Annotated in this window: 14 protein-coding genes; 3 read left to right on the top strand and 11 right to left on the bottom strand. The window is 57.5% G+C overall.

The genetic code is table 11. The annotated features are described in order from the left end of the window. Positions 1-28: 28 nt before the first annotated feature. From pdxA to lptF, 5 genes are all read right to left on the bottom strand, one after another. Complete coding sequence (gene pdxA, locus AC2D8V_RS07465; RefSeq protein WP_484732904.1) at positions 29-1009, bottom strand: 4-hydroxythreonine-4-phosphate dehydrogenase PdxA; 981 nt, start codon at positions 1007-1009, stop codon at positions 29-31. Then, a complete protein-coding gene (locus tag AC2D8V_RS07460; RefSeq protein ID WP_484732903.1) occupies positions 1006-2172 on the bottom strand; it encodes a peptidylprolyl isomerase in 1167 nt (388 codons plus the stop codon). Before AC2D8V_RS07460 ends, pdxA begins: the two co-directional genes overlap by 4 nt. 61 nt (positions 2173-2233) lie before the next feature. Then, entirely contained in the window at positions 2234-4351 is a 2118-nt protein-coding gene (locus AC2D8V_RS07455) for an LPS-assembly protein LptD (RefSeq protein ID WP_484732902.1), read from the bottom strand. Next, positions 4352-5449 (bottom strand): LPS export ABC transporter permease LptG, encoded by a 1098-nt coding sequence (lptG, locus tag AC2D8V_RS07450; RefSeq protein WP_484732901.1) that lies wholly within the window; start codon positions 5447-5449, stop codon positions 4352-4354. It abuts the gene before it with no gap. Next, positions 5446-6576: an LPS export ABC transporter permease LptF gene (lptF, locus tag AC2D8V_RS07445; protein WP_484732900.1), complete on the bottom strand. Its 1131-nt coding sequence runs from the start codon at positions 6574-6576 to the stop codon at positions 5446-5448. Before lptF ends, lptG begins: the two co-directional genes overlap by 4 nt. A gap of 138 nt (positions 6577-6714) precedes the next feature. Between lptF and AC2D8V_RS07440 the strand changes: the two genes are divergently transcribed. Next, positions 6715-8184, top strand: coding sequence for a leucyl aminopeptidase (locus AC2D8V_RS07440; RefSeq protein WP_484732899.1), 1470 nt, complete (start codon positions 6715-6717; stop codon positions 8182-8184). A 4-nt stretch (positions 8185-8188) separates the two neighbouring features. Continuing rightward, a complete protein-coding gene (locus tag AC2D8V_RS07435; protein ID WP_484732898.1) occupies positions 8189-8650 on the top strand; it encodes a DNA polymerase III subunit chi in 462 nt (153 codons plus the stop codon). Here the strand turns inward: AC2D8V_RS07435 and AC2D8V_RS07430 are convergent, their stop codons facing one another. The 3 genes from AC2D8V_RS07430 to AC2D8V_RS07420 are packed head-to-tail and all read right to left on the bottom strand — an operon-like array spanning position 8651 to position 11852. After that, entirely contained in the window at positions 8651-9232 is a 582-nt protein-coding gene (locus AC2D8V_RS07430; RefSeq protein WP_484732897.1) for a retropepsin-like aspartic protease family protein, read from the bottom strand. 60 nt (positions 9233-9292) lie between these two features. After that, positions 9293-9931 (bottom strand): MarC family protein, encoded by a 639-nt coding sequence (locus AC2D8V_RS07425; protein WP_484732896.1) that lies wholly within the window; start codon positions 9929-9931, stop codon positions 9293-9295. Between the two features lie 55 nt (positions 9932-9986). After that, a complete protein-coding gene (locus tag AC2D8V_RS07420) occupies positions 9987-11852 on the bottom strand; it encodes an ABC-F family ATP-binding cassette domain-containing protein (protein ID WP_484732895.1) in 1866 nt (621 codons plus the stop codon). 173 nt (positions 11853-12025) lie between these two features. On the opposite strand from AC2D8V_RS07420, the gene ndk reads away from it, so the two are divergent. Next, positions 12026-12448, top strand: a complete 423-nt coding sequence (gene ndk, locus AC2D8V_RS07415; RefSeq protein WP_484732894.1) for a nucleoside-diphosphate kinase — start codon at positions 12026-12028, stop codon at positions 12446-12448. Here the strand turns inward: ndk and AC2D8V_RS07410 are convergent. The 3 genes from AC2D8V_RS07410 to AC2D8V_RS07400 form a co-directional block, all read right to left on the bottom strand. Further along, positions 12445-12837, bottom strand: a complete 393-nt coding sequence (locus tag AC2D8V_RS07410) for a TfoX/Sxy family DNA transformation protein (protein WP_484732893.1) — start codon at positions 12835-12837, stop codon at positions 12445-12447. The two genes, ndk and AC2D8V_RS07410, sit on opposite strands and share 4 nt — an antisense overlap. A gap of 283 nt (positions 12838-13120) precedes the next feature. Next, a complete protein-coding gene (locus AC2D8V_RS07405) occupies positions 13121-14065 on the bottom strand; it encodes an aldose epimerase family protein (protein ID WP_484732892.1) in 945 nt (314 codons plus the stop codon). Positions 14066-14115: 50 nt separating this feature from the next. Further along, a complete protein-coding gene (locus tag AC2D8V_RS07400; protein WP_484732891.1) occupies positions 14116-14754 on the bottom strand; it encodes a hypothetical protein in 639 nt (212 codons plus the stop codon). Positions 14755-14774: the final 20 nt, after the last annotated feature.

Genomic DNA, 14774 nt, shown 5'->3' with positions numbered 1-14774 from the left:
CCGGTGGTCTTTAAACTGCGCCGTTATATTACCCATCAGGTGCCGCCAGACGCGCGGCGAGCTTGATCGCCTCAATCATGCTGGTTGGGTTTGCCACACCTTGGCCGGCAATGTCGAAGGCAGTGCCGTGGTCTGGCGAGGTGCGCACAAACGGCAAACCCAGCGTGACATTCACGCCGCGGTCAAAGTCCAGTGTCTTGATCGGAATGAGGGCCTGGTCGTGATACATCGCAACAGCGGCATCATAGGTTTTGCGCGCGGCGGCGTGAAACATCGTATCCGCCGGCAAGGGGCCGATCAGATCGTGCCCTTCGGTTCGCATTTGCGCTACCAAGGCGTCGATCCACGTTACTTCTTCATGACCTATGGCGCCGCCTTCGCCTGCATGCGGGTTGAGACCTGCGATGGCAAGCCGCGGCCGCTCAATACGGAACTGCATCTGCAAGGCCGCGGCTGTGATCTCGATCGTCTCACGCAACAAATCAGGTGTCAGCCGTGTCGGGACATCGCTCAGCGGAATGTGGATCGTTGCCGGTACAACGCGCAAGGCATCGCTGGCCAGCATCATGACCGCGCTTTGATGCCCGCCCGCCAAAGCCGCCAGATATTCAGTATGTCCCGGGTAGGGAAAATCGGCGCCGTCTTTCAATGCCTTTTTGTGTATTGGCGCAGTACAGAGCGCAGAGGCGGCCCCGGACTGCACCAAATCGACGGCTTCCGCGATAACATCAATGACCCCGGCGGCATTTGCATGATCTGGCTGCCCGGGCGTCGCTGCGCCCTTGAAACGACGGGAAAGAACTGGCATGGCATGCGCCGGCGCTTCTGGCAGCGCGCTCAGGTCGGATAGCTCGGTAATCGGTGTGCCGTCAGGCAGATGCCTCGGGTCTCCGATCCACACCATTGGAATGGATGCACCAAGCGCACGCCACGCAGCCACGGCGACTTCCGGCCCGATCCCCGCAGGTTCGCCGCAGCTAACGACAACAGGTTTGTGCCCGCGGTTCATTGATAACTGATACGAGCGTCCGCACGCAATTGTGCCAAGACCGTTTCGGCGATGGCATTCAACCGACTGGACCGCAGTGCTTGGGCAACTTCTGCCCGGTCTGTGTTTTCGTTGGCGGCTTCAGTACGACCGCACATCATCAGAAAGACGAGGGTCTGGCCACCAGAGCGCGTAAGCGCTGTCGATATCTCACCGCGATCCAGCTTGGCCAATTCTATGGCAATGTCGTTTGGTATTTCGCCAGGCGCTTGTGTGACCCGTTCCAGAACTTCGGGGGGCTGGTCCTTGGCGACACCGTAAAGGTCGTTGCATACGTCAACCTGCTCGCGGACTTCGCGCGCTCTGGACAGCGCCTGCGGCGTTCGCCCGCCGGGAATATAGTACATCGCATATTCGATGGCTGCGTATTGCGGCGACGGGGCGCCGGTTTCCTCGATGTCTCGCAACTGGAAAAGCGCGACCGCATTGGGGATGGTCAGAGGTGCGGTCACCTCACCCGGTGCAAGGCTTAGCAGCAATGGGCGCAGCACCGGCGGCAAGTTACCTAATGGCTGCCACGGCAGCTGCCCGCCAGCATCGCGTGTCTGGGTAGCGGAGTACTGCCGCGCATAATTCGAAAATTCCTCAAACGAGGTCGTCAGTGCGATTTCTTCGGCAACTGCGCGCACTTGATCAATCTGTTCTGGCGGAGCCGGAATGATGATCTCCGATAGCAGAACACGGATGGCTGTCGAGGCAGAAGCATCACCAAGTGCCCGGTCAATTTCTGCCTCGCTCACTTCCAAACGGGGGCCGTAGCGCGCGTTGATGTAGTTGCGCCAAGAGACGCCAACACTTACAAAATCGATCACCGTTTCCTCGGCCACACCGGCATCTGCCAAGGCTGCGATAAACTCTGAATATTCAAGATTGGCACGGCCTGCAAACTCGTTCAGACCGGCTTCCAATGCCTCCGGCGTCAATTCAAGGCCGGCATTTTCCACCGCTTCTGCGCGCAAACGTTCATCCACAAGCGATTCAATCACGAATTCCCGCGATGTCTCTGGCGAGTTCAGCGCAGTAAGAAAAGCGCTCCGTTGCTGCACCTCGTATTCCGTCACGATTTTGTTGTTTACCGTCGCAACCTGGCTGAACAGATCTTGTGCCGATGCTGGCTTTGCCACTGCGAGACAGAGACAGACCGCTAGGCCGGTGCTGAAATTTTTGAGTAGGCTCATGTGCTTGTTATCCGCATGTTCTGGCGTAGGTGTCGGTGCCCTTTTTCGCAGAGAACCCCCGTAGCCCGATTGTAAAGCCTAGACTGGTCGAAGGCTCAAGGCTTGTTGATGTCGTATAGCGTCGCTTGACGGAAAAATCGATGGACACGCACTCATTGTTATAGCCAAAACCGACACCCACGGTCGAGGCGCGGTTTTGAGCAGTGTCATAGCGCCAATCTGCATTGGCGGACCAGTTGTCGTCGATCCGGAACCAACCATCCAGCGAAATCTCGGAGGTGTCGCGGGGGCGTGATTCTGCGGTATCACTGGTCAGCCACAAATAAGTACCGGTCAGCCCGATCTTTTCCGTGTCGTATTGCCCCCGTATTTCGGCTTTGGTGAAGTCGAAGCTGGAGTTGAAAATACTGCGCCCGGTAATGGACCAGCCATTCTGGGTCTTCAACTGGCCGGCGACGAGAAAGTCCGATTGTTTCCCCTCCAATCCGGATGAAACGGTAAAACTGTCATTTTCCTCGCTTCGAAACAGTTGCCCCAAGGTCAAAGTTGTTTCCAGTCCCGCAGGGTCAAAGCGTGACCAGTTCACACCGAGGGCGGTTACGCGCCCGCGTTCGCGCCGATCGACGCTTGGAAACCGCGAGAGAGACAACAGATTTCCACCATCAAATTCAACCAGCGTGCTTTCTTCATTGGGCAGGTTCAGTTCATTTCCGCCGGTCCACCCCAGCTGCGCCATCGGCTCAAGAAAATGCGTAACACCTGTACTGGTTGTTTTGGCCAGAGGATAGCGCAACGCGACAGCAGCAAAGGGTGTCACCTGGCTTTGGCTTTGGTTGGTGGTGCTGTCCTGCGTGATGTTAAACAGGTCGGCCAGAACACCAAGGCTGGCTTCCGCACGCAGTCCACCGGGCAAGGTCCAACCGCGGAGCCATTCAGCATCAAGGTTGATGCGCGACACGTCTCTGCCCACGATGTCTTGGTCGGAACTCCGGATATGGGTATGGCCATTGGCGCCTAACCGCAGTTCCCCCCCGATAGCCGAAGGGAAATACCGTTTTTCATAGATCGCATCTGCCACGATGGTAGGAAGGGTCGAATTGTCTTCGCCGTCACGCAGCGATTTGAAGTTGATCAGACCGCCCGAGATGAATTCATCGCGCCGCGCGCGGCTTATGACGATCTCGCTGTCTAGTCTGTCCTTATCGGAATAGTCATAGTCGCGCAGGTAACTGTCATCGGTTGTCAGTTCAAAGTCGAAATCCAGCTTGAAGTCATTGCGCAGATCAAAGGCTCCGGTGCCGAACAGGTATGCGCGGGTTTCACCTGGGCGTTCGTCGTCGCGGCTGACGGCACCATTCAGTTCTATGCTTCCGTTCTCAAAGGCCTGACGGTAACGCAGCTCGAGCGTGGTGGTACGGCTGGCAATATAAGGGGTAACCGTAATGTCACGGTCATCGCCGAGGGTAAAGAAATAGGGTAACTTGATGCCGACGCCCAGTTCTGAAGTGGTACGCACGGTCGGAATCAGAAAACCGTCGGCGCGTTCAACAGTCGGATCTGGTAGCCGCAATCGTGGGATATAGAACACTGGCGCATTGCGAATACGGAACTGTGCCTGATCGAAATATAGTTGTCCTTCTTCCTTGTCATGAATGACGCGACGCGCCCTAATTTGCCACAAGGGTGGTTTGCCGTCTTCACAGACCCTGCATGACGTCACAGCGGTTTTGTAAAGCTGATCATAGCGCGGACTGACGCGCTCAATGCTGGCCGCTGCCAGTTGCAGTTGCTGATCCAGAACCAGCCGCGCGCCCGTCAGCAGGCCAATCCGCAACGTGCTGTCAAGATCGGCAGCATCTGCCAGAATGACACCGCTTTGACCGTCATAGATGCGGATTGGTCCCGTTATTGTCAGCGCCCCGCTCTCGCGGTTGTAGCGTATTTCGCGTGCTTCCAGCCGGGTGCCCCCTTGAAAGGCCTCGACATTCCCCCGCGCCACAAGCTCTCTGTCTGACGTAATGAAAAGCTCGTCCGCGACCAGAACGGCGGGTCGCGCAGGCTCTTGTTGGGCCAAAGTCGCGGCCGGCAATAAAAGCGCGAGTGCGGTCAGGACGATCCGTAGCACCTAACCTTCCTCCAGATGCAATAGAGGTCCAAGAGCTAGCAGGATAGAGGCAATGGGCGGCGCCCAGGCCGCCAGATGGACGGGGATTTGCCCGTTTTCACCCAAGATCAGGGCAAAGCTGCGAATAAAATACAAGGTGAACCCCAATAGCACCGCTGTCAGCACCGCAATGCCGATCCCTCCAAATCGGGTATGCCGCATGGTAAACGCGCTCGCAACAAGAACCATGGCGACAAAGAACAATGGCTGCGCCAATTCCGATTGCATCCAGACGCGATGCTGTCGCGACGAAAACCCGGCCTGATCAAGTTGTCGAATGAACTCCGGCAAATCCCAGATAGAGATCGTACTTGGGCGGCCAAAGCTTTCGCGGATGCGATCAACGGTCAGACTGGAGGGGATGACAAGGGTCTGGTGTTCTACGGAGTTGCCTTCGGCGTTGGTGCCAGCGGCCAGCGGCCACTCTTTGGCGTTGCGCAAAAACCACTCACCCTCGCGCAACTCTGCGCTGTCGGCGTGGATGCGGCGTATTGGTCCCACCTGCGGTTCGTAAGCGAGGAAGGTGACGTCAAAGAGAACGTTTGCATCTGGGTTGGAGCGCCATGCTCGAATGACAATCTGTCCCTCGCTTGATCCTTGCCGCAGCCACAGACCTTCGTCTGAAATCGACAGCGTAGAAGCGCCCCCGGAACGGTATGTCTGTTCCAGCTGGCTAAATTTTTTCGACGTTCCCGCAACAATTGGGTTAAAGATTGCTGTCGAGACGATGCCGATCAGAAACGCGACCGAAACTGGCGCGAGCAGGGCGGCAGGCGCAGAGCGTCCGGCCGCACGGGTGGCAACCATTTCGGACGATCGCGAGAGCCCAAGAAACAGCGCGACGGTCGCCAGCAGAATGATCAGGGGCAGCAGTTGTGCGAGGGTTTGTGGCGTGTGGAGGACCACCAGTTCGATCAAACCGCCAAAGCTGACCCCGCGCGTGGCAAACCGTCGCGTCTGATCGATCAAATCAACAAGCGCAATGAGTGCGTAGAGTCCGCCCAGCGTGATGGCGAAAGCTGTCATAAAGCGACGTGCAAAGTAGAAATGCAGGATCATGCAGGCTGCCTCCTGAACAGGCGCCGAAAGCTTCCCCGCGGTTTGGCTGCGTAAAACAGCATCAGCGCCACAAGGACCATGCTGAACGCCGCAGGTGCATACAGCAGTGGCCACAAAGCCGGATCACTGCGAATAGGTCCCTGAAGCGTGCTGCGTGCACCGTCAATGGCGACCAGTATGCCAAAGGCGATTGCGACCTCGCGCCAGACGCCGAACCGGGAATACCCACCAACAAGCAAGGTCGAAAAGCCGATCAATGCCGCAGCGATACAAAAGAACGGTTCGGCAAATCTGGCATGAAATTTTTGCGTGATGGCACCGATATCGACCCCTGTGCGCGCTGACAGCTCGTCCCAAGGCTGCAACAGGTCAAGCGTCGCCATTTCGTCCAGCCTGACGGAACGGTTCGCATCGTTCTGCACCAGCGCCGAAATGTCGAAGGAAAAGTCGCGGAACGTTGCTGTCGACAGCTTGTCGTCAGCGGTGGTTAGCCGCTGCGCCATGCCATCGACCATGATCAGCGTTGTGAGATCTTCATTTCGGATCAGATACGCTTGGGCCGCCGTGTAAATGACGCCCTCGTCGGTGCGCCGCCCATCAGAGAGAAAAACGTCGCGCAGCACGCCGTCGTCGTCGATCGTTTGCGTGTAGAATGTGACGCCGTCCGAAGGGTGCAGAAAACGGCCCTCTGTCAGCAGACGCGCCGTGGCATTTTGTGCGATCTCGTTTTGGCGCTGGCTGAGCTGTTCTTCGGCCATCGGCATCAAAAGGTGGTGCAGGGCAGAGGCCATCACAAAGACAATAAAACCAAAGATAAGAACCGGCCACGCCAGCCTGAACGGCCCAGTGCCCGTTGCCAGCATCACAGTCAGTTCGCTTTCGTTGCTCATCCGGTTGGTGACATATGTTGCCGCCGCAAAAGTTGCGATCGGCAGCACAGTCGTGATCAGCGCGGGCAATCCCAAAGTTGTGAATTCAAGAAATACGAGCGCCGATTGGCCGTCGCTGATCAATTGATCAAACAGCGAAACGCCACGGTTGATCCAAAAAATCGCAACCAGCACGAGCGCGAAAAAGCCAAACAGAACCAGAAGTTGCGACAGCATATATCTGTCAAGTCTGGCCACGTTTCGTCCCCGCCTGTCGCTTTCTGCCTGTTGGCGGCACGATAGACCAAACCCGCGCTGGGTAAAACTGCTATCTGGTCTTTGCTGCCCAGCCGCGCTACGTCGGAGAGAACATCAATTAATCAGAAGGTTCTTGCCATGACTGCGCCGACACCCGTCTCCTTTGTCGAAACCGATATCGAAACGCTGGCGGAGGCCCAAGGGCGCATTGCCATTCTCGTCGACGACGCGGGTAAGCTCGACGTCGCTGGCCGACGTGTGAACCGCCTGACCAAAGGGGCGCTGAAGCGCGCGCTTGAAGCTAAAGCCGATGACCTCAAAGCCGGTGCAGTGTTCACTCTGGCGTATCCGGCTGGCATGGCCGCTGATGCTGTGGACGTTTTGTGTGTGCCGCGCAACGCCTCGCTGGCCAAAGCGCGCGCTGCAGGCGCTTCGGTCGGGCGGCAGCGCGGCAAGGCGGATGTGCTGTTCGCTGCAGGCAACTCGAAGTGGGCCGCGCAGGTACTTCTGGCCATTGTGTTGCGCGACTACACGTTCCGTGATCACAAGACATCCGGCGACGAAGCGGTAGGCCAAATCACTGTTATGTGCTCTGCGCCGGACAAGTTGTCAGAGCAGGTGGCGCCACTCATGGCTGTGGCTGAGGGCACCTTCTTTACCCGCGATCTCGTCAGCGAACCGGCGAACGTACTGACAACGACCGAGTTTGCCGATCGTCTTAGTGAGCTGGAAAACCTCGGCCTCGTTGTAGAAGTCCTCGAAGAAGACAAACTGGAAGAATTGGGTATGCGCACGCTTCTGGCTGTCGGGCAGGGGTCGGCGAGCCCGTCCAAAGTTGTTGTGATGCAGTGGAACGGCGGTGATCAGGACGCGGCGCCTCTGGCGCTGGTCGGCAAAGGCGTGGTCTTTGACACCGGCGGTATCAGTCTCAAACCCGCTGGCGGCATGGAAGACATGACCATGGACATGGGCGGCGCGGGCGTTGTGTCTGGTGTGATGAAGACGCTGGCACTGCGCAAGGCCAAGGCAAACGTCGTCGGCATCGTGGGGCTCGTTGAAAACATGCCTTCCGGCACGGCCATCCGGCCCGGCGATGTCGTGACTTCGATGAAAGGGGACACGGTCGAAATCCTGAACACCGATGCAGAAGGCCGTTTGGTGCTTTGCGATGCACTGTGGTACGCGCAGGAACGGTTTAACCCGGCGGCGATGGTAGACCTTGCCACCCTGACCGGCGCCATCATTATCGGACTGGGACATGAAAACGCTGGTGTGTTTTCCAACGATGATGACTTTTGCAAATCGTTTCTCAAGGCCGCAGAGGCGGAAGGCGAAGGCGCATGGCGGATGCCGCTTGGCCAAGCCTATGATGACATGTTGAAGTCGCCCATTGCCGATATGAAAAACATCGGCGGTCGGCCTGCCGGCTCCATTACAGCCGCACAGTTCCTGCAACGGTTTGTCAAAGATGGCATGCCGTGGATCCACCTCGACATCGCCGGCGTCGCCTCCGTCAAGACGGAAACAGCGCTGGCACCTAAAGGTGCGACAGGGTGGGGTGTGCGTGCACTTGACCGTCTTGTCGCGGACAAATTCGAAACGGAGTAACCCGGTGGGCAAAGCGATGTTCTACCATCTGACACGCCGTCCGATGGAGGAGACATTGGTCATGCTGTTGGGCCGGGCGCAGCAGGCGGGCTGGCGCACTCTTGTTCGTGGCACCGCACCGGAGCGTATGGCGTGGCTGGATGAAAAACTTTGGACGGGTGACCGTGAAATGGGATTTTTGCCGCATGGTGTGGCAGGGGGGCCGCATGACGCGCTTCAACCGGTTTTGCTCAGCGCACAGGGTGACATTCCCGCGGGCTTTTCCTGTGTCATGAGTGTCGACGGCGCAGCGGTGACAGCACAAGAGGTCACCGATCTTGATCGTGTGTGCATTCTGTTCGACGGCAATGATCCGGATGCGCTTGACGTGGCGCGAAGCCAATGGAAAACGCTCAAAGTCGCGGGGGCGACGGCCGAGTACTGGTCAGAAGAAAGCGGAACGTGGGAGATGAAAGCATCAACCTGATCATCGGGTCAGCGTCAGCGTTCCGCCTGAAATCTCGATACGTCCCCAGCGCTGCAGGTATTCCATCCCCATCAGCGACTGCGCCATGTCGCCGTCGTTAACGACAGCACGCACACCTGCGTCGGTGAAGGGGCCAAGTGTCAGCGTATCCAACCGGACCGGTGCGGTGCGCACGACACCATTTGCGGTGGTCGCGCGTCCTGTATAGGCCAGATCGTCTGGGTTTATACCGGCCGCTTGCGCGTCTTGCTTGGTCAGAACGAGCGCCGTTGCGCCCGTATCGACAACGAAACGGACCGCAGCACCATTAACTTCGGTATTGATGTGATAGTGCCCGTCAGCCTGCCGCGGAACAACGATGCTGTTTTCCTCGGCAAAGACCGTCTGCTGCGGGCGCACTGACTGCGAAATATCCCCCCACAATCCGTAGGCCGCAATCGCACCCAAAAAGATCAGACCCCATGCGGCCGCTTGCTGCAGTGTCTTGTTCCACGAAAACCGACCCTGAGCGACAAACCATCCGACCACCATAAGCCCAAGCAACACAAGGTAAACAAGGCGTCCTGTATCGTAGCTGTCCATCGGTGCCCCTCTGGGTTTTGGCAGGTCTGTAATTACAGATAGGGGCGAAGCAATGCTTTGTCAGCCCGCACCGGGGCCAAAACCGAACGCGGCCAGCCCGTCGAGCACGAATTGCACCGACAGTGCGGCGAGAAGCATGCCAAGCAGCCGGGTCACAACTGTAATGCCGGTTTTTCCCAGCGCGCGCTCGATCGGCCCGCTGATCATGAAAAAGCCCAGAACTATTAGCAATACCAGCCCGGTTACGCCCAAAACCATGACAGTGCCTTCTATCCCCGGGCGCTGCCCCATCAGCAGGATAACCGACGCAATCGCACCGGGGCCGGCAATCAACGGTATCGCGAGCGGAAAAACCGATGGGTCTTCGCGGTGATCTTCTTCTGATCCTTCGGACTGATCTTCGCGTCGTTTCGTGCGCCTCTCAAAGAGCATATCGAGCGCGGTCAGAAACAGAAGAATGCCGCCTGCGACCCGGAACGCGGGCATCGAAATCCCGATGAACCCCAGTAGCGCTTCACCAAAAGCCGCAAAAGCAATCAGGATCAGGACGCCCGTGAACGTCGCGCGCAGGGCAATGCGGCGACGGGCGCTATCGGACATACCTTGGGTCAGCGCCACAAACAGCGGCGCAAGACCAATAGGGTCAATCACGACGAACATCGTCACGAATGCAGTAATGAGGAATGCGGTATCGATCATTTCTTGCTGTCCAGAGCCCGGGTGCAATGCCGCTGAATATACATTTCTGTAACGGTCATCGGTTTTCTGCCTGCTCCAGCTTTTCCAGTGCGGTCATCCACAGCGTTTCGGCACGCTCAAGACCATCCATCACTTCCGCGTATTTGCGGTTCCACACCTCCAGTTCATTCTGGTTCGCGTCTTCATAAAGTTCAGGGTCGGCCAGCTTCGTTGCCAGCTTTTCACGCATGTCATTAATCTTTTCGACGCGGGCTTCCGATTTGCGCACTTCCGCGCGCAGGGCCAGTATCTGTTCACGGCTTGCCACTTTGGCACGTGGTGCTGGCTGTTTCTTACCATCTGCCGATTTCGGGCGCGGCTTGTCCGTCGCCAGTAACATCCGGCGGTATGCCTCAAGATCGTCGTCGAAGGGTGCAACGGTGCCACCGGACACCAGCCACAGCCGGTCTGCCACCATCGACAACAGATGCATGTCGTGGCTGACAAGAATTACCGCGCCTGAGTAGGCGGTCAGTGCTTCCACCAATGCCTCGCGGCTTTCGATATCAAGGTGGTTCGTTGGTTCGTCGAGGATGAGCAGATGTGGCGCGTCCAAGGTAGCCAGCAGCAATGACAGGCGGGCCTTCTGCCCGCCCGACAGCCTTGAGACACGTGTCTCGGCCTGTTCTGGACCGAGGCCAAAGCCAGCCAGCTGCGCGCGTAGCTTGGAATGCTGCACATCCGGGCGTGCGGAAATCATGTGTTGCAGCGGTGTATCGTTGACTTGCAGTTCGTCGACCTGATGCTGGGCGAAATAGCCAATGCGCAGCTTGCCCGCGCGCACGGCCTTGCCTTGCATCAGCTTTAGCCGGTCGCTCAGCAGCTTTGACAGAGTGGATTTACCCTGACCGTTTTTTCCCAGTAGCGCGATCCGATCGTCCTGATCGATCCGAAGGTTGAGGCGGCTCAGCACTGGCGTATCGTCGTATCCAACCGCGCCGCCTTCGATCGATATAATGGGAGGCGACAACTCTTCAGGCTCAGGAAAGGTAAAGACCCGGCGCGCGGCCTGTTCCGGGCTGGCCACCATGTCCATCTTTTCGATCATCTTCAGCCGGGACTGCGCCTGTTTGGCTTTGGACGCCTTGTAGCGAAATCGGTCTACAAATGCCTGCATATGCGCCTTGCGGGCCTGCTGCTTTTTGGCGAGCGCAGCTTCGACCGCGCGCTGCTCTGCTCGCTGGCGGGCGAATTGATCGTAAGGACCCTGATAAAGCGTCAGCTTGCGGTCTTCGAGATGCAGAATTGCGCCAACCGCCCGGTTCAGCAGGCCGCGGTCGTGGCTGATAATGATGACCGTATGCGGGTATTTCGCCAGATAGGCTTCAAGCCACAGCGCGCCTTCCAAATCGAGGTAGTTGGTAGGCTCGTCCAGCAGCAGTAAATCGGGTTGCGCGAACAAGACCGCCGCCAGTGCCACCCGCATGCGCCAGCCGCCGGAAAAATCGGAACAGGGCTTGTGCTGCTCTGCATCTTCGAAACCAAGGCCCTTGAGGATTGTTGCTGCGCGCGCCTCGGCTGACCATGCGTCGATATCGGCAAGCCGCGTCTGAATTTCCGAGATGCGGGCTGCATCCTGTGCGGTCTCTGCCTCTTTCATCAAACTGGCGCGCTCGGTATCTGCAGCGAGTACTGTGTCGAGCAGTGACGTAGAAGACGACGGCACCTCTTGGGCAACACCGCCGATTTTTGCGCGGCTGGGCAAGGAAATGTCGCCCGCATCAAGCGCAAGTTCGCCGTGAATGATCCGAAACAGCGTCGTTTTGCCCGCGCCATTGCGCCCGACTAGCCCAACCTTGTGGCCGTTGGGGATGACCGCGCTTGCCCCTTCAAACAGGGGGCGGCCTTCTACGGAATAAGAGATGTCGGATACGCGTAACATGTGCGCTGGACTGACCTCATTTACCCAAGTTGTCAATGCAACCTGCGACTGGCGGATTTTTGTGGGCGTGGCCGCGAATGCCGCAAGTGACAATTAATACGTGATGCCCCCTTTCGCCCTTTAGGGACGCGTGCTAAATGCGCGGCGAATTCAATCCTTGCAGGAGAGCTGAAATGGCCCTTGAGCGCACTTTTTCCATCATCAAGCCGGATGCGACGCGTCGCAACCTCACAGGCAAAATCAACGCCAAGTTCGAAGAGGCGGGTCTGCGCATCGTCGCGCAAAAGCGTATCCACATGACCAAGGCACAGGCCGGCGTTTTTTACGCGGTACACGCAGAGCGCCCGTTTTATGACGAACTTTGCGAGTTCATGGCTTCTGCGCCAGTCGTGGTTCAGGTTCTGGAAGGCGAGAGTGCCATCTCGAAGAACCGTGAAGTCATGGGCGCAACAAACCCTGCGGACGCTGCTCCTGGCACCATCCGCGCAGAATTTGCAGAAAGCGTTGGCGAGAATTCTGTTCACGGCTCTGACGCGCCGGAAACGGCGGCTGTCGAAATCGCCTACTTCTTTTCAGGTCTCGAGCTTGTCGGCTAACGTCTGACGTAAAGAAAATTTCTGGGGTCAGCCTGACGGCTGGCCCTTTTTTGTTCGGCAGGGTCTGCAGGTCGTACGCCGATCAGGTTCATCATCTTCTCGAAAGCGTCGCGCTCGGTGTCAAAGGCATCAGCCTTGATGGCGTCAAAACGTTTGCGAAGTGCTTTCTTTTCTTCCCCCTTGCAGTCGTTCCAAGGTCGGTTTTGGAGCCCCATTACGAGGACGTAATAGCCGATGAAGTGAGGTTTGGTGCCGGCCCGTAGCAATTTGGCATAGGCTGCGTCTGGCCCGAGGGATCTTAACGTTTCTGCGTCGGGTATTCCGGCAGAGATACAGGCCGCCTCAAAGGCAGGGCCAAGGTTGCGAATGGTCGAGACGGGCTCAGGCATGCGCACAGCTTATCGCGCAGCGTCCAGCGTCTCCAGTGTCAAATCGCTTATATGCTCGCCCAGTCGGTGATGGGCTGCTGCGGTTTTTGATCTTCGCCTGTTCGCGACGTTTCGGGCTGAGGCGCCGGGGCGCTGCCTTGCGACGCAGGTTTCGGTTTCGGATCTTCCATGACCTTTTCCTCTTAAGCTCCCGGCAATAACGTTGCCGGATGAAGAAAGGTTTCAGTATTTTTCTGCCGATCCCGCGGCGGTCGCGTGTCACCGCGGTGACGATTGTGCACAGTTATTGTGAAATATGATACCGGGTTTGCTGTTGATATACCTGTTCCGGGGTCAGCGATATTGGTGGAAACCCCGGTGTGTTGGGCGCATTGGGCCAGCCTTGCGGCTCCAGTGCTACGCCAGCGAACGGCCCGAACTTGCGCCCATCGTGAAGCTTAGTGCCGTCGTCTGACAGACCACTGCCGTTGTATACCTGTAGACCCGGCTCTGTCGTGAAAATCTCCAGCGTTGGCCCACCTGAAACGCTCAGTCTCGCAGCAAATTCAGTGGCGGCGCGTCGAAAATCGGCAAGGCAGAGGTTGGCATCAAGCGCTTGCTCTGTCGGGATCAACTTGGGCTCTCGGAAATCATAACTGCTGCCGTTCAGCGGCATAACTTCGCCTGTGGGCAGGTTTTCCGGATCCGTAGGCGTGAATTTTTCGGCAGCAATCAGCAAGAGGTGATTTGCCACCGTGTCTGCGCCGTCGAGGTTCCAATAGGGGTGATGCGCAATGTTCATGACCGTGGTTCGGTCAGTCTGCGCTGTTATGTCCAGCACCACGCAGTTTTCGGGCTCCAAGGAATAGCGGGCGGTAATCCTGCGGTGTCCTGGCAGACCTGCGTCTCCATGTGGCAGTACGACTTCCAGTGTGACCGAGGTTTCAGTCTGGGCAGTCACCTGCCAGACCTTGCTGTGCAAACCGTCCGGGCCATTGTGTAGTGTTGTAGTGCCTTCGTTTGGGGCAAGGCGCCACTTTTGCCGCTTGATTGTAATGCAAGCGTTTGAAATGCGGTTGGCAACAGGGCCGACCAGCGCACCGCAATAGTAAGGCTCGAGCGAAAATTCCTCCGGGTTGGCAGGCGAGACCGTCAGACAGAAAGGAAACGATGCATGCCACAGACCCATGAGAGCAGCGCCCTTGCGGGAAACATGTGCAGTTAGCTGTCCGGATTTGAGAATGATCATGCGCTGCCCTCATCATACGCCGCAACTATAAGTCGCGGGCGCAGAAGTGACTACTCGTCGATCAGCGGATAGAAATCCAATGTTGTAAGGCCGCCATCCGGGTCGCGGAACAGATGGCTGTCTGTGCCATCCGCATGGCCGTCTACGCCGTTATAGATAAAACGTTTGAGCAGTTCAGTTTGAAATTGCAATTCACGGGCGCGGTCCTTGACGATCGCGGGCACCGGGTTGCCCGCCTGTCGGCTGTGTTCATCCAGCGCTTCGCAAAGATTTAGGAGCGGCATGCAGATATCCGCCAATACATTCATTGCCAGTTTCTCGCTATGGGTGGCAAATCCTTCATCGAACCCGACATTCTTCAAAAATGCCCGGTTTACAGCGCCAACTGCCTCTTTGAACCTCAAGATAGCACTACGCACACCATCCTTTGCTTCGGTGACCATGATGTGGATGCCACTAAGAATCAGTCCGGGAAGCTCGACAAAGAATTCCGGCCGGGACAAGACGTATGCCCCCGACGGCACAGACCTGAGAGAATCGAGGATAGCCTCGGCCAGCGATCCAGCCAACACCTCTTTCAGCTGCCTGTCTGTGTGAAAAGACAGGCGGTGCCGATATCCTTTGCCAAGGATCTCCGAGGACCGCACAATGACGGTGTCTGGCGCCTGCAATACGAGGTTCAGCGTCATTGTCCGATCCGAAAGGTCGG

Source organism: Roseobacter sp. YIN89 (genome assembly GCF_057219365.1).
This window is presented reverse-complemented; position numbering and strand designations above follow the sequence as displayed.

What these genes read in the sequence shown, in the direction of transcription:
- AC2D8V_RS07440 (WP_484732899.1), top strand. Translation starts at nt 6,715, where the DNA reads ATGACTGCGCCGACACCCGTCTCCTTTGTCGAAACCGATATCGAAACG.
- AC2D8V_RS07400 (WP_484732891.1), bottom strand. Translation starts at nt 14,754, where the DNA reads ATGACGCTGAACCTCGTATTGCAGGCGCCAGACACCGTCATTGTGCGG.
- AC2D8V_RS07430 (WP_484732897.1), bottom strand. Translation starts at nt 9,232, where the DNA reads ATGGACAGCTACGATACAGGACGCCTTGTTTACCTTGTGTTGCTTGGG.
- AC2D8V_RS07405 (WP_484732892.1), bottom strand. Translation starts at nt 14,065, where the DNA reads ATGATCATTCTCAAATCCGGACAGCTAACTGCACATGTTTCCCGCAAG.
- AC2D8V_RS07420 (WP_484732895.1), bottom strand. Translation starts at nt 11,852, where the DNA reads ATGTTACGCGTATCCGACATCTCTTATTCCGTAGAAGGCCGCCCCCTG.
- lptG (WP_484732901.1), bottom strand. Translation starts at nt 5,449, where the DNA reads ATGATCCTGCATTTCTACTTTGCACGTCGCTTTATGACAGCTTTCGCC.
- ndk (WP_484732894.1), top strand. Translation starts at nt 12,026, where the DNA reads ATGGCCCTTGAGCGCACTTTTTCCATCATCAAGCCGGATGCGACGCGT.
- pdxA (WP_484732904.1), bottom strand. Translation starts at nt 1,009, where the DNA reads ATGAACCGCGGGCACAAACCTGTTGTCGTTAGCTGCGGCGAACCTGCG.
- AC2D8V_RS07410 (WP_484732893.1), bottom strand. Translation starts at nt 12,837, where the DNA reads ATGCCTGAGCCCGTCTCGACCATTCGCAACCTTGGCCCTGCCTTTGAG.
- AC2D8V_RS07425 (WP_484732896.1), bottom strand. Translation starts at nt 9,931, where the DNA reads ATGATCGATACCGCATTCCTCATTACTGCATTCGTGACGATGTTCGTC.